The 16031-nt window shown below is 69.7% G+C and carries 14 protein-coding genes; 5 read left to right on the plus strand and 9 right to left on the minus strand.

Annotated elements, in window-relative coordinates:
* Positions 1-269: 269 nt before the first annotated feature.
* From IEX88_RS00100 to IEX88_RS00120, 5 genes are all read right to left on the minus strand, one after another.
* Positions 270-806, minus strand: a complete 537-nt coding sequence (locus IEX88_RS00100; protein WP_210319219.1) for a protease inhibitor Inh/omp19 family protein — start codon at positions 804-806, stop codon at positions 270-272.
* A gap of 344 nt (positions 807-1150) precedes the next feature.
* The gene (locus IEX88_RS00105) at positions 1151-1819 is read right to left on the minus strand and encodes a carbonic anhydrase (RefSeq protein ID WP_188848368.1); all 669 of its coding nucleotides are present in this window, start codon (positions 1817-1819) and stop codon (positions 1151-1153) included.
* Between the two features lie 69 nt (positions 1820-1888).
* Positions 1889-2722, minus strand: coding sequence for a DUF429 domain-containing protein (locus tag IEX88_RS00110; RefSeq protein ID WP_188848370.1), 834 nt, complete (start codon positions 2720-2722; stop codon positions 1889-1891).
* The gene (gene pdxY, locus IEX88_RS00115; protein WP_188848373.1) at positions 2719-3612 is read right to left on the minus strand and encodes a pyridoxal kinase PdxY; all 894 of its coding nucleotides are present in this window, start codon (positions 3610-3612) and stop codon (positions 2719-2721) included. Before pdxY ends, IEX88_RS00110 begins: the two co-directional genes overlap by 4 nt.
* 4 nt (positions 3613-3616) lie before the next feature.
* Complete coding sequence (locus IEX88_RS00120) at positions 3617-3898, minus strand: hypothetical protein (protein ID WP_188848375.1); 282 nt, start codon at positions 3896-3898, stop codon at positions 3617-3619.
* Positions 3899-4044: 146 nt separating this feature from the next.
* Between IEX88_RS00120 and IEX88_RS00125 the strand changes: the two genes are divergently transcribed.
* The 4 genes from IEX88_RS00125 (at position 4045) to IEX88_RS00140 (ending at position 11271) form a co-directional block, all read left to right on the plus strand.
* Complete coding sequence (locus IEX88_RS00125) at positions 4045-4647, plus strand: LemA family protein (protein ID WP_188848376.1); 603 nt, start codon at positions 4045-4047, stop codon at positions 4645-4647.
* A 10-nt stretch (positions 4648-4657) separates the two neighbouring features.
* Positions 4658-5524, plus strand: a complete 867-nt coding sequence (locus IEX88_RS00130) for a TPM domain-containing protein (protein WP_244639747.1) — start codon at positions 4658-4660, stop codon at positions 5522-5524.
* Positions 5518-6159, plus strand: a complete 642-nt coding sequence (locus IEX88_RS00135) for a TPM domain-containing protein (protein WP_188848378.1) — start codon at positions 5518-5520, stop codon at positions 6157-6159. Before IEX88_RS00130 ends, IEX88_RS00135 begins: the two co-directional genes overlap by 7 nt.
* 216 nt (positions 6160-6375) lie before the next feature.
* Entirely contained in the window at positions 6376-11271 is a 4896-nt protein-coding gene (locus tag IEX88_RS00140) for an NAD-glutamate dehydrogenase (RefSeq protein WP_188848380.1), read from the plus strand.
* Positions 11272-11548: 277 nt separating this feature from the next.
* On the opposite strand, the gene IEX88_RS27005 is transcribed toward IEX88_RS00140, so the two are convergent.
* On the minus strand, positions 11549-11683 hold the full coding sequence (locus IEX88_RS27005; RefSeq protein ID WP_267461347.1) for a hypothetical protein: 135 nt from the start codon (positions 11681-11683) through the stop codon (positions 11549-11551).
* Positions 11684-11899: 216 nt separating this feature from the next.
* Between IEX88_RS27005 and IEX88_RS00145 the strand changes: the two genes are divergently transcribed.
* Positions 11900-13318, plus strand: a complete 1419-nt coding sequence (locus IEX88_RS00145) for an MFS transporter (protein ID WP_188848382.1) — start codon at positions 11900-11902, stop codon at positions 13316-13318.
* Positions 13319-13440: 122 nt separating this feature from the next.
* Here the strand turns inward: IEX88_RS00145 and IEX88_RS00150 are convergent, their stop codons facing one another.
* The 3 genes from IEX88_RS00150 to purH form a co-directional block, all read right to left on the minus strand.
* Positions 13441-13650 carry a HepT-like ribonuclease domain-containing protein gene (locus IEX88_RS00150; protein ID WP_188848383.1) on the minus strand — a complete coding sequence of 70 codons (210 nt, stop codon included), beginning with the start codon at positions 13648-13650 and terminating at the stop codon, positions 13441-13443.
* 28 nt (positions 13651-13678) lie between these two features.
* Positions 13679-13990, minus strand: a complete 312-nt coding sequence (locus tag IEX88_RS00155; RefSeq protein ID WP_188848385.1) for a nucleotidyltransferase family protein — start codon at positions 13988-13990, stop codon at positions 13679-13681.
* 175 nt (positions 13991-14165) lie between these two features.
* Entirely contained in the window at positions 14166-15830 is a 1665-nt protein-coding gene (purH, locus tag IEX88_RS00160; RefSeq protein ID WP_188848387.1) for a bifunctional phosphoribosylaminoimidazolecarboxamide formyltransferase/IMP cyclohydrolase, read from the minus strand.
* Positions 15831-16031: the final 201 nt, after the last annotated feature.

A 16031-nucleotide genomic window follows, 5' to 3' on the forward strand; every position in this document is an offset into this window, starting at 1 on the left:
AGGGGCAAAGCGCGCCTCAAACGGCTCGTCATCCCGGGCTTGACCCGGGATCCATTGCTCAAACGCCCATGAGCTGAGTGGATGGCCGACACCACTCCATTCTGAACGGCATCGGGGCTCCGACGGTCCGGCATGGATCCCGGGTCAAGCCCGGGATGACGAACCTTCCAAGTCCCAGAAGGCCGAACCGTCCATCTGACCGCATCGCGTTGCCGTCAGATGGGGCGTAGCGATGAGTCGAACGGCCCGGCGTCCGCTTGCCCGAAACCTCAGCGATAAAGGCTGATCGCCGCGCCGCCGGTGGTCTGGCCGTCATAGCGGGTGCCGCCGGAATTGTTGAGGCTCGCCACCGTCGACCCGCTCGAATCCTTCAGGACGACCTGGCTGCCCGAAACGTCCCAGGCCGAGACGTCGGCGACCTGGCCGGGACAGCCGCGCGACGCGGCGCGGTAACCGCCGGTCCACTTGGTCAGCGCCATGAAGATCTGGCAGTTGCCGCCGCCGGAAGAAACCTTCCAGGCGCCGACGAGACCCTCGCGCGTCACCGGCCCGGCCGAGGCGGTCTGGACCGGCGCGGCGGCCGGGGCGCCCGGCTGCGTGCCGGCCAGGGGATCGGTCGGCGGCGTGGTCGCGGCCGTGGCGGTCACCGGCGGCGGCGGAGCCGGCGGCGGCGGCAGCTGGCTCGACGACACCTGGCCGGTCGGCGCCGGCCGCAGCGGCGCCGGGCCGCTGTCGGCCATCGGCGAAACCGAGCGGGTGCAGCCCGAAGCCGCCAGAACCGCGACCAGAACCGCACATGTCTTCATCGTCCGTATCATCACTTGGTCTTTCCCCGATGCCGGCTCCGCGGCATTGATTGGCCGACAGCGCTCTTGGCGCTAACCCTCTCGATCGCATTCCGATCCCTCGACAGGGAAGAGAGGCTGGATTCCGCCCTTCCGTCGACAGACCCGCTGATGCCGGAAGCAGGACGGCAGAGCCGGCCCACAGCGGCAACAATGCGCCATTCCCACTTAAAGCGGTGGGAGGCCGGCTTTCGCAAGGCGAAATTCCCCCGCATTCGACTCAAATGCACGCAAAAATGCCAATCGGCGCCCGAGATCGGCCAAAACGCCACAGCCGATCGCTCCGGTGCAGCAGGCCGACAAGGTCAGGCCGCGGGGTCCGGGTCGGGGATGTCGATCACCGGGCGCTGGAAATCGCCCGTCTCCGGGTCCATCGCCCAGAGCTCGCCGGTCGAGATGTCGAACCAGGCGCCATGGAGCGTCAGGCGACCCTTGCCCTCGAGGATGGAGACGCAGGGAAAGCTGCGCAGATTGGCGAGCGAGAAGCGGATCGAGATGCGCTCCAACGCGGTCTGGCGCTCGCCGGCCGTCATCAGTTCGTTGCCCCTGACGATCTTCGCCGGCGCCTCGACCATGCTCATCCACTTGCCGATGAAGTCACCCGGCGACAGCGGCTTCGACTCCGGATCGAGCGCCGCCTTGATGCCGCCGCAGCGGCCGTGGCCGAGCACGACGATGTGCTTGACCTTCAGCGCCTGGACGGCGAATTCCAGCGCCGCCGAGGTCGCGTGGTACTCGCCGTCGGGCGAATAGGGCGGCATCAGGTTGGCGACGTTGCGGATGACGAAGAGCTCGCCAGGCGCGGCGTCGAAGATGGTCTCGGGCGCCGCGCGCGAGTCGCAGCAGGCGATGACCAGCGTTTCGGGCTCTTGCCCGGCGCGGGCGAGTTCCCGATAGCGCTGCTCTTCGGTCCGGTAGCGCCCGGACATGAAGGCCTTGTGGCCGGCGAGGAGATGGTCGGGAAGCAGAGCCATGTTTTGCTCCTAGCGCATCGCATCGCCGCCAGCAATCGCCTCGCGCGCCGCGCCCGAAGAGGGAGAGGCTCAGGCCCAGATCGCGATCGGCAGGCCGCGCGCGTCGCGGTCCGGCGGCGACGGATGGGCGACGGCGATGCCGGCGGCATGACGGGCGGCGACGCACAGCATGGCGCAGGCATCGAGAAAATCATCCTGCGCCGCCCCCGCCGGGGCCGGCGCATAGAGAAAATCGCGGCCGAGCCCGGCCTCGAGGAGAAGCCGCCGCCGGTCCTCCATCCCCGTCGCATCGACGCGGCCCTGGATCTTCTTCGGGCTCGACACCGGCGTGCCGCCGTTCAACAGGCGGAAGGCGAGCTCCGGATGGCCCTCGATCACGCGCGTCGCGCGGCGGGGATCGGCGAGCAGCAGCCGGTCGATCTCGATGATCTTGGGAAACAGGCCGAACCCCTGGATCGAAATGCGGCGCGGGGGATGCGACAGGCGCTCGGCGATGGCGCAGGCGGCGCGATAGGCCTCGCGGCGATGCAGTTCGGAGCGGAACGGGCCGGCGCCGGCCTCCACCGCCGGCCGCGCCGGGATCGAGAAGACGCTCGACTGGCGCTCGCCCAGCAGCGGCCGCGTCGCCTTTTCCGCCGCCCGCCCTGGCCCCTCGATGCGCTCGGGCAGGCCGATCGGCATGTCGACGGCGATCACCGCATCCTCGGGCAGGGCGTAGAGCAGGAAATCGAAGCGCGGAAAGACCCGCGCCTGCAGGCTTTCCGGGAGGGACGGCAAGGCTCCTGGCCCCAGCTTGCCGACACGGCCGATCACCGCCACCCAGCCGGCGCGGCAGCCGTCGACGCCGGCGATCACCTGCCCTTCCGCGTCCGGCGCCTCCGCCGGGCGGCCGCCGGGCGTCACGCCCGCCGGTTGCCGTTCGGCAGTCCGAGGCGGCGCATCTGCACCATGGCCATCGGATGCTTCAGGCTGTCGGTATCGGTTTCGAGCGTCAGCTCGTTGGCGCCACGCTTGGTCGTGCGGGCGAGGATTTCGTAAACCGCCGCCGTCGTCGTCTGCAGCGCCTTCTCCCCCGTCATGCCTGACAGGATGCGGGCGAGGAACACCGCCGAGGTCAGGTCGCCGAGACCGTTCGGCGCGTTCGCGATCTGCCGGTGCTCGGCCAGCGCCGCCTGGTAGCCGTCGACGAGGAGATTGCCGGTGCCGCCCTTCAGGAGCGGAAACGCCGAGGTGACCACCACCGTCGGCGGCCCGAGCGCGCTCGCCGCCTCGATCAGGTGCGAATTGTCGGAGAATTCGAGGCCGGTGAGGAATTCCAGCTCGAAGCGGTTCGGGGTGACGATGTCGGCGAGCGGCAGCAGGCGGTCGCGGATCGCCACCAGCGTCGCCTCCGGCTGGTAGAGCCTGCCGCCATCGCCGAGGACGGGATCCAGCAGGTAGACGAGTTTCGGGTTGATCCGGCGGATCGCCTCGATCAGGCGCGCCACCGGCTCGACCTGTTCGGGCGCCCCGAAATAGCCGGTGACGACGGCGCCGATCTCGCCGAGCCAGGGCGCCCGGCCGAGATCGGCGACGAGCGCGGCGAAATCTTCCGCCGGTGGCACGATGCGCGTCGCCGGACCATGGCCGGGATGCCAGGGCAGCGTCACCGTCGGCACGGCCCAGACGGGAAAGCCGAGGGATTCCAGCGCCAGCACGACGGCGCGGTTGCCCACCGTGCCGCGCACGACATGGCTGGAGATCGACAGGACGGCGGGCCGATCCTGCCGTGCCGATGCATGTGTCTCGCTCATGGGATCAGCTGCGCATGAGATAGAGGACGAGGGAAACCGACAGCACCAGGAAGGCGACGAAGCCGAGGATGCGGCCGATGCGCGTGCCCAGCACCTCGATCGGATCGTCCTGGTCCGCATCGACGGCGGAGAGATGCCCCCAGGTGTTGGACAGGAGACGCCCCGTGCCGGCCCCGATCTGCGGGCTGGTTTCCTCGTTGATGCGGCGCAGGATGGCCGCCGCTTCGCGCGCGCGCGCCGCATCGCCGGAATCCTGCCGGGAAGGGGTTTTGGGTGGTTCGCTCATGCCGGGAAGCCTGACCGAAAAGCCGGTCGAGGGCAAGCCGCGCGCCGTCTGTCGCGCCCGCATTTGCCGTGGTAGAGAGGCTGCGCGCAACCGGCCCCTCGTCCGGGCTGACGCCGGGTTTGCCCATCCGCCTTCCGGAGCCGAAAATGACCGCTGCCGCCCGCTTCCTCCGCCCGCTGCTCGTCCTCGCTTTGCTCGCGCCGCTCCTGTCGGCCTGCGGCATCAACAATATTCCGACGATGGAAGAGCAGGCCAAGGCCGCCTGGAGCCAGGTGCAGAACCAGTACCAGCGCCGCTCCGACCTCATTCCCAACCTCGTCGAGACCGTCAAGGGCTATGCCGCGCAGGAAAAGGAAGTGCTCACCGCCGTCGTCGAGGCGCGCGCCAAGGCGACCGCCACCAACATCGACGCCAGCCAACTGACCGATCCCGCCGCCGTGCAGAAGTTCCAGGCCGCCCAGGGCGAGCTCTCCGGCGCGCTGTCGCGCCTCCTCGTCACCGTCGAGGCCTATCCCGACCTCAAGTCGAACCAGAATTTTCTGGCCCTGCAGAGCCAGCTCGAAGGCACCGAGAACCGCATCGCCGTCGCCCGGCGCGACTTCATCGACGCGGTGCGCGTCTACAACACCGAGTTGAAGACCATTCCCGGCTCTTGGTATGCGAGCTGGTTCTATCCGGAGTCCAAGCCGATGGAGTCCTTCACTGCCGAGGCCGGCTCCGACCAGCCGCCCGCGGTGAAGTTCAACTGAGGCGGGCGGCATGGCGCTTCTGCCGATGATCGCGCCCGCGGCCCGAAGCCTGGCCGGCAGAAGGCATCCAGCGATCCTGTGGCTGGCGCTGGCCGTCGTCCTCCTGGCCAGCCTGTTGCACCCAGCCGCGGCGCAGGAGTTTCCCGCCCTCACCGGCCGCGTCGTCGATGCCGCCGGCCTGCTCGATCCGGCGACCGAAACCGCCCTCGACCAGAAGCTCGCCGCCTTCGAGCGGACCTCGTCCGACCAGGTCGTCGTCGCCACCGTGCCCGATCTCCAGGGCCAGGCGATCGAGGAATTCGGCGTGGCGCTCGGCCGCGCCTGGAAGATCGGGCGGGCCGGCGAGAACAACGGTGTCATCCTCCTCGTCTCGCGCGACGACCGCAAGGTCCGCATCGAGGTCGGCTACGGCCTCGAGGGCACGCTGACCGATGCCCTGTCGTCGCTGATCATCCAGAACGACATCCTTCCCGCCTTCCGGTCGGGGGATTACCCCGGCGGCATCGCCAAGGGCGTCGACGGCATCCTCAAGGTGCTCTCCGGCGACGCCGCCGAACTGCAGGCGCGGGCCGAGCGCAATGAAGGCTGGCAAAGCGAGGATGTCGAAGGCGCGGTGTTCTTCGTGCTGTTCGCGCTGGTCTGGCTCTTCGTCATGGGCGCCGGCGTGATGAGCTTTTTCGCCCGCCGCTTCGGCACCAAGGTCGGCAAGAACCGCTGGCGCTGGCTCGGCATGGTCTGGGCGCTCTCGCAGACGAACGGCCGAGGCCGGTCGGGCGGCTCCTTCGGCGGCGGTGGATTTTCCGGCGGCTCCTCGGGCGGCGGCTTTTCCGGCGGCGGCGGTTCCTTCGGCGGTGGAGGCTCGTCCGGCTCATGGTGAAACCTCTCGCCTTTTCCAAGGACGACCACGCCCGCGTCAACGCGTCCATCCGCGCGGCCGAGGCCACGACGCGCGGCGAGATTTTTGCCGTCTTCACCCGGGCGAGCGACAGCTACGTCTTCGCCTCCTCCTTCTTCGCCCTCGTCCTGACCTTCGCCGCGGCCCTCGTCTCGGCCGTCCTGGCCACGGTCGCGGACATTTCGGTCTCCGGCCTGACGCTGCAGCTGACGGAATTGGGCTTCGCGCTGTTTCTCCTCCTGGCCCTGCGCCTTTCCGTGCCGCTGCGCATGCTGTTCGTGCCGGCCTGGCTGAAGGCCGAGCGCGCCCACCGCACGGCCCTCGCGCAGTTCATGGCCCACGACCTGCAGGCGACGGAGAACCGCACCGGCATCCTGATCTTCGTTTCCGAAGCCGAGCACCATGCAGAGGTCATCGCGGACGCCGGCATCAACGCCAAAGTGCCCCAGGCCGACTGGGATGCCCTGGTCGCTGTCCTGGTCGCGGCGGCGAAGGCCGATCGTCTCGCCGACGGCTATGTGGAGGCGATCGCGAAGGCCGGAGAGATCCTCGCCCGGCATTTTCCGGCGGAAGGCCGCAATCCGAACGAGATCCCCGACCGCCTCGTCGAGCTCTGACCGGCCGCTCCGGCCTCGGCGCCATTTCCGACGGCCGGCCGGCGGCGGTCGCCGCGGAGCCGGCCAGACCGGGCATGAGGCGGGGAAGGCACGCGGCGACCGGTCGGTCGCCCCGCTGCGTGCCTGGAGCGAAGCCTGCCATGAGTGCCGGGCGGGGGCGCGCGAATCAGTCGCCTGCCCTATGCTGGGGCACCGACCGCTGGAGGAATCGACCGCATGAGCCGCGCCAAAGCCGACATCCTGACCGCCATTCTGGGCTCCCTCGGTGCTGCGGGCGATGCCGCCATCCTCACCCCGCTGCTGTTCGACCGCCCGCCGGCCGACGATCTCGAGGGCTTTGCGCCGGCGGCCCTGGCGCTCGCCGCCCGCCGCGCCGTCGCCGCCCTCGCCGCCCACCGCGTCGGGCTGCCGGTCGTCGCCGTCGAGGAGCACGCGGCCTTCAGCCTCGCCGGCACCGATCTTCGCCTGGTCACGATCGTCAACGACGACATGCCCTTCCTCTTCGACTCGGTGATGGCCGAAATCGCCGAACGGGCCGTCGGCATCGCTTATATCTCGCATCCGATCCTCGACGTCGCGCGCGATGCGGCCGGCGCCATCGCGCGCTTTTCCGCCGCCGGGCCGGGCGAAGCGGCCTCCCGAAACCCGGCCCGCGTCAGTCTGATCCAGGTGGCGATCGAGCCGGACGCCGATCCCGAAGGCGGCGGGCGCCTCGCCGCCGCGCTGGAGCGCATCCTGCGCCAGGTGCATCTGGCCGTGCGCGATTTCGGCGCCATGCGCGAACGCGTCGGCGAGGCGGCCGCGGCGATGGGCGATCGCGCCACCTCGCTGGCCGGCACGCCCCAGCAGGCCATGGTGGAGGAATCGGCCAAGCTCCTCGACTGGCTGCTCGCCGACAACTTCATCTTCCTCGGCGCCCGCGAGTTCGACTATGTCGGCGCGGCGCAGGAGGAGGCGCTGGAGCGGCGCGACGAGGAAGCGCTCGGCATTCTCTCGGACCCGGAAGTGCGCGTCTTGAGCCGCGCCGGCCAGGCGGTGACGACGACGGCCGAGATCCGCGCCTTTCTGCAGGCGCCCAATCCGCTCATCGTCACCAAGGCCAATTCGCGTGCGCTCGTCCACCGCCGCACCTACATGGATTACATCGGGGTCAAGCGTTACGCCGAGGACGGCAGCTTCGTCGGCGAACTGCGCGTCGTCGGCCTGTTCACCTCCTCGGCCTACACCCATTCGATCCTGACCATCCCCTATCTCCGGCTGAAGGCCGAGACGGTGATCGCGCGCTTTGGCCTTGCCAGCAATTCGCATTCCGGCAAGGCGCTCCTCAACGTCCTGGAATCCTACCCCCGCGACGAGATGTTCCAGATCGACGTCGACCTCCTCGAGCGCTTCGCCGGCATCGTGCTCGATCTCGGCGAGCGGCCGCGGGTGCGTGTCCTGCCGCGCGTCGACCGGTTCGACCGCTTCGTCTCCGTCCTCGTCTTCGTGCCGCGCGACCGCTACGATTCGCGCCTGCGCGAGCGCATCGGCCAGCTCCTGGCGGAACGCTTCGACGGCCATATCTCGGCCTATTATCCGGCCTTTCCCGAAGGCGGGCTGACGCGCGTCCACTTCATCGTCGGCCGCAAGGGCGGCACGACGCCCGTGGTCGATGCCGAAGCGCTGGAGCAGCGCATCGCCGAAATGGCCAAGGCCTGGGAGGACGGCTTCATCCGGGCGATCCATGCCGCCGGCGCCGCGCACGAGCTCCTGCATTTCACCCCCGGCCTGCCGGACAGCTATCGCGACGTCATCGCGCCGGCCGAGGCGGTGAAGGACACCCAGCGCATGGCGCTCCTGGGTGAGGGCGCGGCGCTCTCGGTCGACTTCTACCGCCGCCCCGGCGACCCTGAGGCGCTGGTGCGCCTGAAGATCTACCATCTCGGCGCCGCCGTGGCGCTGTCGACGCGCGTGCCGATCCTCGAAAACATGGGCTTCTCCTCCGTCTCCGAGCGGACCTTTCAGGTCCGCCGGCCGGACGGGCAGACGGTGCACCTGCACGACATGGATCTGGTGCGCCAGAAGGGCGGCGCGATCCCGCTCGCCGACGACGGAAGATCGCTGCAGCAGACCTTTGCCGCCGTCTCGGCCGGCCAGATCGAAAACGACGGCTTCAACGCCCTCGTCCTCGAAGCCGGCCTCGCCTACCGCCAGGCCAATGTGCTCAGGGCCTATGCGCGCTATCTGCGCCAGGCCGGCATCGCCTACGGCCAGGATTTTCTTGCCGCGACGCTGCTGCGCCAGCCGGCCATCGCAGCCCAGCTCTGGCAGGTCTTCGACGCCAGCTTCAACCCGGCCCATGCCCCCGTCCCGGCGCCGGCCACGTCGGACAATCCCGAGGACCCCGCCGATCCCCAGGCCGTCCAGCGGCGTCTGGCCGAGGCGCACGGCGCGGCCAAATGCTTCGACGCCGTCATCGAGGCGCTGGATGCCGTCGACAGCCTCGACGACGACCGCATCATCCGCCGCTTCCTCGGCGTGATCCTGGCAACGCTGCGCACCAACTTCTACGCCGTCGACGGCACCTCGGCCGAAGAGGGCTCGACGCCGACCCATGTCTCGCCGGCGCTCGCCTTCAAGCTCGATTCATCCGCCGTCGAGGGCCTGCCGGCCCCCGTGCCGTTCCGCGAAATCTTCGTCTTCGACGCCCGCGTCGAGGGCGTGCACCTGCGCTTCGGCCGCGTCGCCCGCGGCGGCCTCAGATGGTCCGACCGCAGCCAGGACTACCGCACCGAGGTGCTCGGCCTCGTCAAGGCGCAGCAGGTGAAGAACGCCGTCATCGTGCCCGTCGGCGCCAAGGGCGGCTTCTTCCCCAAGCGCCTCGGCGATCCCGCCAGCCGCGACACGTGGTTCGAGGCCGGCCGCGCCGCCTATGTCGTCTTCATCGCCTCGCTCCTGTCGGTCACCGACAACATCGACGGCGCCGCCATCGTCACGCCCGATCACGTCAAGCGCTATGACGGCGAGGACCCCTATTTCGTCGTCGCCGCCGACAAGGGCACCGCGACCTTCTCCGACACCGCCAATGCCATCGCCCAGGCGAACGGTTTCTGGCTCGACGATGCCTTCGCCTCGGGTGGCTCGGTCGGCTACGACCACAAGGCCATGGGCATCACCGCCCGCGGCGCCTGGGAAGCGGTGAAACGCCACTTCCGCGAGATGGACCGCGACATCCAGACCACGCCCTTCGCCGTCGTCGGCTGCGGTGACATGTCCGGCGACGTGTTCGGCAACGGCATGCTGCTCTCGCCGGAGACGCGGCTCTTGGCCGCCTTCGACCACCGCGACATCTTCATCGACCCCAACCCCGATGCGGCGGCCTCGCTCGCCGAGCGCCAGCGCCTCTTCGCTTTGCCGCGCTCCTCCTGGGCCGACTACGACAGGACGCTGATCTCTTCCGGCGGCGGCGTCTTCTCCCGCCGCGAAAAACTGATCCGCCTGTCGCCGGAAGCCGCCGCCGCCATAGGCTGGGACCGGACGTCGGGCACGCCCGCGGAAATCATCAACGCCATCCTCAAGGCGCCGGCCGACCTCCTCTGGTTCGGCGGCATCGGCACCTATGTGCGCTCGACTGCCGAGACCAATGCCGATGTCGGCGACCGCGCCAATGACGCCCTGCGCGTCACCGGGGCGCAAATCCGCGCCAAGGTCGTCGGCGAGGGCGCCAATCTCGGCGTCACCCAGCGCGGCCGCATCGAATACGCCCGCCACGGTGGCCGCATCAACACCGACGCCATCGACAATTCCGCCGGCGTCAACACCTCCGACGTCGAGGTCAACATCAAGATCGCGCTGAAGAGCGCCATGGCCGAGGGCCGCCTCACCCGCCCGGACCGCAACGTGCTGCTGGCGTCGATGACGGCGGAGGTGGGAAAGCTCGTCCTCGCCAACAATTACGAGCAGACGCTGGCACTGTCCCTGGAAGCGCGGCGCGGCGTCTCGGCGCTGCCGCTGCAGGCGCGCTTCATGACGGTGCTGGAAGAGGCAGGACTCCTCGACCGCAGCGTCGAGCTGCTGCCGACCGATGCCGGCCTCGCCGATCTCCGCGCCTCCGGCCTCGGTCTTTCCCGGCCGGAGATCGCCGTGCTTCTGGCCTATTCCAAGATCGTCCTGTTCGACCAGCTGATCGACAGCACGCTGCCCGACGATCCCTATCTCCGCGACCGCCTCTTCCAGTATTTTCCCGCCCCCATGCGGCAGGGCTACGCCAGCGACATCGAGGGCCATCGCCTCGCCCGCGAGATCGTCTCCACCGTCGTCGCCAACCTTGCCATCAATACCGTCGGCCCGACCTTCGTCACATCGGTGCGCGATGCGACGGGCGCGGCGCCGGGCGACATCGTCGCCGCCTTCGTGGCGACCTATGACGGCCTGGGCGGCGGCGCCCTTCTCACAGGGATCGACAGGCTCGACGGCCAGATCCACGGCGAGACGCAGAACGCCCTCTATGCCGCGGCCTCGGCCATGCTGCAGGGGGTGACGCGCTGGTTCGTGCAGAACGGCGAGCTCGGCAAGGGTCTGGGCACCGCCATCGCGGCGGTCCAGGACATCGCCGCGACGCTGCGGCCGCGCCTTCTGACGCTCGCCAGCCCACGCGCCCGCGAGGAGGCCGAAGAGCGGTGCCGGCAGTGGGTGGACAAGGGCGTGCCGGCCGATCTCGCCGCCGAGATCGCGCTCCTGCCGCTCCTGGCGCTGGTGCCGGACATCGCCTTTGTCTCACGTGAAACAGACACGCCGCTCGAGCCGGCGCTGTCGGCCTATTTCGCCATCACGCGGCTGTTCGAGATCGGCCGGCTGGAGGCGGCGCTGCAGCGGCTGGAGCCGGTCGACTATTACGAGATCCTGGCGCTGGAGCGCGCCGCCAGCCAGATCGCCGGCGCCCGCCGCCGGCTGACGGCAAGGGCGCTCGCCGAGTTCGGCGGGGCGGAAGATCCCGTCGCCGCCTGGGCCGAAAGCCGCCAGGCGACAGTTGGGCGCATCACCCAGCAGATCGCGGCCCTGGCCGGCAGCGGCGACACCTCGGTCGCGCGGCTGACGGTGGCGGCGGGGCTGTTGTCGGATCTGTCGGCGTAGGAGGGCGTGGGGGGCGGCGTTAGAGCAGGATCTCCTCCACCGTGGGCCCCCTCATCCGGCCCTTCGGGCCACCTTCTCCCCGGTGGGGAGAAGAATGGCGCCACGAATTCAGAACCTGGCGCCATTCCTCGCCCCGCAGGGGAGAGGGGTCCGAAGGACGGGCGAGACCGGTGGCTCGCCCCGGGGCCGGCGCGAAGCGCCGGACGGGAGAGGGGGCGGCGCGGACATCGGCCGTCGTGGCGCCAAGTCTCTCCTAAGACCGAGAGCCCCCCTCGCCTCACTTCTTCTTGTCGGCGCCCGTCGTCTGGGCGGCGGCGAACTTGCCGGGGACGGTCGAGGGCACCGCCGCCTTGGCCTTGTCGGCCTTCGGTTTGCGGGTTTCCTTGTTGCTGCGCATCTGACCTTTGGCCATGGTCTTTTTCCTCGTCGGGTTGAAGGTGGGCGAACCTAGCATGCGCCGATGCGGCGAGGCAGGGGGATTTTGCAAGGCCAAGAGCCCGCCGCGACCGCCCGCACGCTGCCTTCTCAGCCCCGGTTTTGAGCGAGGCGCTGGCTTCTTGCGCCCGGCAGCTTCACAATGCCGGCGAGCGGATGGCCGTCGCCGCCTGCGCCCGAGCCCGGAAGCTTCATGCCGACAGCCGACACGCCGCCCTTTCCCCGCCCGTTCCGGCAGAAGGCGGTCTGGGGCTGGATGGCTTTCGACTTCGCCGCCCAGCCTTTCTTCACCGTGGTCATCACCTTCGTCTTCGGCCCCTATCTGGTCTCGCAGATGGCGGCCGACCCGGCCACGGGCCAGACGGCCTGGGGGCTGGCGGCGGCCGCGGCCTCGATCCTCGTCGCCCTGTTCTCGCCCTTCCTCGGCGCCGTCGCCGACCGCACCGGCCCGCGCAAACCCTGGATCGCCTGCTTCGCCGCGGTCAAGATCCTGGCGCTTTGCGCACTGTGGACGGCGGCGCCCGGAACGAGCCTCTTCGCCGCGCTGACGCTGCTGGTGCTGGCGCAGGTTGCGGCGGAATTCTCGATCGTCTTCAACGACGCGATGATCCCGCGTCTCGTCCGGCCGGCGGAGATCGGGCGCGTGTCCAACCTCGCCTGGGGCCTCGGCTATCTCGGCGGCATGATCTTTCTCGGCCTGACGCTGGCCTTCGTCGCCGCGAGCCCGGAGACAGGAAAGACGCTGGCCGGCCTGCCGCCACTGTTCGGGCTCGATCCGGCCACGGGCGAAGGCGCACGCGCGACGGCGCCGATGGCCGGTCTCTGGTACCTCGTCTTCGTCCTGCCGATGTTCCTGTTCACGCCCGATGTCGCCGTGCGCGAGCCGATCGGGCGGGCGGTGCGCGACGCGCTCGGCGATCTCGCCGGCACGCTCCGCGAGGCCCGCACCCGCCGGCCGCTGTTCCGCTTTCTCCTCGCCCGCATGGCCTATCAGGACGGGGTCAACGCGCTGCTGGTTTTGGGTGGGGCCTTCGCGGCGGGCATGTTCGACTGGTCGGTGACCGAGACCGGCCTGTTCGGCATCCTCCTCACCGTCACCGCCATTTTCGGCTGCGCCATCGCCGGCCTCCTGGAGGCAAAACTCGGGTCGAAGCGCGTGATCCTCGCCTCGATCCTCTGCCTGATCCTGGCGACGCTCGGCATCGTCTCGACCGGAACGCAGTCGACCCTGTTCGGCCTCCTCGCCTGGCCGGCGCCAACGCCTGGCACGGGTCTGTTCGCGACGCCCGCCGAACGCGCCTATCTTGGCTGGGGCCTTCTCATCGGCCTCGCCTTCGGCCCGATCCAGGCCTCCTCGCGCGCCTGGCTGGCGCAATCGGTGAGCCCCCGCGAAGCCGGCCGCTATTTCGGCCTCTACTCCCTGACCGGCCGGGCGACCTCTTTCCTCGCGACGCTCTCGGTCGCGGCGCTGACCTACCTCGCGGCGCAGTGGACGAGCCCCGAACTGGCGACACGCATCGGCATGTCGGCGATCCTCGCCTTCTTCCTCGTCGGGCTCGCTTTGTTGTGGGGCACGCCCTCGCCGGAGCGGCAGGCCGTCAGCACGGCCTGACGCACAGGCAGCCGTCAGTCCTTGGCATCGTCCTGCCAGCCAGCGATGAGGGCGAGAATATCCTGCCGCAAGGGTGGCAGCTCATGGCGGATAATGCGCCACAGGATGACGGGTCGACGCGGTCATAGTCGTTGCCGCAGCACATTGCCGATGCTTCGGATTCCTGCCCAGGCATGCTGCGGCATGGCTTCCTCGGCCACGGGACCGAGCTTGACCGCCGCCTCCGACAGACGCTGGAGGCAGCGCTTGGCGGCGTCCTGCGTCCGCTCGTCGGCAGCGAAAGCGTCGGCCGTGAGGCCGGCGGTGTAGGCGAGGATGCGGTCGATGTTCACGGCGCTGTCGTGAAGGCGCCGGAGCGGCCTATTCGAAGGCAACGCGCTCGTCCGCTCGCATCGAAGCCTGGAGTTCTGGCGAGCGGACGGGTTCGACCGTGATGTCGACCGGCTGCTGAACCAGGGCCTGCAGTCTGTCGCGCAAGGCCTCGATGCGGCCGAAATAGGCAAATCCTTCGGCCTTCGCCTCGTCGGAAAACCGCAGCGCGATGTCGAGGTCGGATCCCGGCCGAGCATCGCCGCGTGCGTGCGATCCGAAGATCGCCATGCGCGTGACGCCGGCCGCGCGAAACTCGGGCGCGTGGCGGGCGAGCAAGGCAAGGATCGTCTCGGCGGTCATCGCGACCATCCCCTGGGGAGAGGCGCCATTCTAGCGGGGACACTCCTGCCCTGCCAGTGCCTTGCCGGACAGTGCCCCGCGTCCCCGTCACGGGCTCCGGCTACCCCGCAGGATCACCGCCGAGGACACGCCGCCCAGGCGACGGCCGCCGGCGACCGCCTCAGGCAACCGTCTGTCAGTGCCGGAAATGGCGCATGCCGGTGAACACCATGGCCACGCCGTGGGCGTCGGCGGCGGCGATCACCTCGGCGTCGCGCATCGAGCCGCCGGGCTGGATCACCGCCGTCGCCCCCGCCTCGATCGCCGAGATCAAGCCGTCGGCGAAGGGGAAGAAGGCGTCGGAAGCGACCACCGAGCCGTGCGTCAGCGGTACGATGGCGTGGCCGGCGGCCAGGCCCGCGGCGACCTCGGCGCCGGAGCGCTCCGTCGCCATCGCCCGCGCCGCATCCTCGGCCTTGCGGGCGGCGATGCGCGAGGAATCGATGCGGCTCATCTGCCCCGCGCCGATGCCGACGCTGGCGAGATCCTTGGCATAGACGATGGCGTTCGACTTCACGTGCTTGGCGACGCGGAAGGCGAAGCGCAGATCGTCCATCTCGGCCGCCGTCGGCGCCCGCTTCGTCACCACGGTGAGCTCGAGATCGTCGACGACGCCGTTGTCGCGCGACTGCACGAGCAGGCCCCCGGCGACGGACTTCACCGTCTTGCCCGGCGCGCGCGGGTCCGGCAGGCCGCCGGTGAGGAGGAGGCGCAAGTTCTTCTTGGCGGCGACGATCTCGATCGCCTCGGCGCTGGCGTCGGGGGCGATGATCACCTCCGTAAACACCTCGACGATTTCGCGCGCCGCCTCGGCATCGAGCGTCCGGTTGAGGGCAACGATGCCGCCGAAGGCCGAGACGGGGTCGCAGGCCAGCGCCGCGCGGTAGGCGTCGGCGAGATTGACCCCTTCCGCGACGCCGCAGGGATTGGCGTGCTTGATGATGGCGACGGCCGCCGTGCGGGCGGGATCGAACTCGGACACGAGCTCGAAGGCGGCGTCGGTGTCGTTGATGTTGTTGTAGGAGAGCGCCTTACCCTGCACCTGACGGGCAGTCGCGACGCCCGGCCGCGCCGCGCCGTGGCGGTAGAAGCCGGCCGACTGGTGCGGGTTCTCGCCATAGCGCAGCGTTTCCGCCAACGTCCCGGCGAAGCTGACCTTCTCCGGCGCCATGTTCCCGACTTCGCCGGCAAACCAGCTGGCGATCGCGCTGTCATAGGCGGCGGTGCGGGCGAAGGCGCGGGCCGCGAGCTTCTGACGCAGAGACAGGGAAGTTTCTCCCTCCCCTTCCGTCAGCGCGGCGAGGATTTCGGCATAGTCGGCGGGGTCGGTCGCGACGGTGAGGTAGGCGTGGTTTTTCGCCGCGGCGCGGATCATCGCGGGGCCGCCGATGTCGATGTTCTCGACCGACGAGGCGTAGTCAGCGCCGGAAGCCACCGTCGCCTCGAAGGGATAGAGAGTGACGACGAGGAGGTCGATGCCGGCGATGCCGTGCGCTTCCATCGCTGCCGCATGGGCCGGATCGGCGCGCACGCCGAGCAGCCCACCATGCACGCCCGGATGCAGCGTCTTCACCCGCCCGTCCATGATCTCGGGAAAGCCCGTCAGCTCCGCGACGTCGCGCACCGCAAGCCCCTCCGCCTCCAGCGCCTTGCGCGTTCCGCCCGTCGAGACGAGCTCGACGCCCATCCCCGCCAGCGCGCGCGCGAGCTCGGCAAGCCCCGTCTTATCGGAAACCGACAAGAGCGCACGGCGCACCTTGACCCGGTCGGGCGCGGGAAAGGCATTGGCGGAAACGGCCATGGAAGATCCTCGGAAACAGGGGCGCGGCAGGGATCCGCTTTCGCCGCGGTGATACCGCGCCACGCGAAGAGGGGCAATGTTGGGCGACCCGGGGGATGGAGGGCTTGTGCGCCACCCTCTCCCACTCACCTCATGGAGCAATACCCATCACCCTCATGGTGAGCCTGTCGAACCACGAGGGTCGGCACGGCGTGAAAGATC

This window comes from Aureimonas glaciei, from assembly GCF_014643375.1.
In the GTDB taxonomy this organism is placed as follows: Bacteria; Pseudomonadota; Alphaproteobacteria; order Rhizobiales; family Rhizobiaceae; genus Plantimonas; species Plantimonas glaciei.

Excerpts from the sequence above, each read along its gene's own strand:
- IEX88_RS00100 (WP_210319219.1), bottom strand. The coding sequence starts at position 806 with ATGAAGACATGTGCGGTTCTGGTCGCGGTTCTGGCGGCTTCGGGCTGC.
- IEX88_RS00105 (WP_188848368.1), bottom strand. The coding sequence starts at position 1,819 with ATGGCTCTGCTTCCCGACCATCTCCTCGCCGGCCACAAGGCCTTCATG.
- pdxY (WP_188848373.1), bottom strand. The coding sequence starts at position 3,612 with ATGAGCGAGACACATGCATCGGCACGGCAGGATCGGCCCGCCGTCCTG.
- IEX88_RS00120 (WP_188848375.1), bottom strand. The coding sequence starts at position 3,898 with ATGAGCGAACCACCCAAAACCCCTTCCCGGCAGGATTCCGGCGATGCG.
- IEX88_RS00125 (WP_188848376.1), top strand. The coding sequence starts at position 4,045 with ATGACCGCTGCCGCCCGCTTCCTCCGCCCGCTGCTCGTCCTCGCTTTG.
- IEX88_RS00130 (WP_244639747.1), top strand. The coding sequence starts at position 4,658 with ATGGCGCTTCTGCCGATGATCGCGCCCGCGGCCCGAAGCCTGGCCGGC.
- IEX88_RS00135 (WP_188848378.1), top strand. The coding sequence starts at position 5,518 with ATGGTGAAACCTCTCGCCTTTTCCAAGGACGACCACGCCCGCGTCAAC.
- IEX88_RS00140 (WP_188848380.1), top strand. The coding sequence starts at position 6,376 with ATGAGCCGCGCCAAAGCCGACATCCTGACCGCCATTCTGGGCTCCCTC.
- IEX88_RS27005 (WP_267461347.1), bottom strand. The coding sequence starts at position 11,683 with ATGGCCAAAGGTCAGATGCGCAGCAACAAGGAAACCCGCAAACCGAAG.
- IEX88_RS00145 (WP_188848382.1), top strand. The coding sequence starts at position 11,900 with ATGCCGACAGCCGACACGCCGCCCTTTCCCCGCCCGTTCCGGCAGAAG.
- IEX88_RS00155 (WP_188848385.1), bottom strand. The coding sequence starts at position 13,990 with ATGACCGCCGAGACGATCCTTGCCTTGCTCGCCCGCCACGCGCCCGAG.
- purH (WP_188848387.1), bottom strand. The coding sequence starts at position 15,830 with ATGGCCGTTTCCGCCAATGCCTTTCCCGCGCCCGACCGGGTCAAGGTG.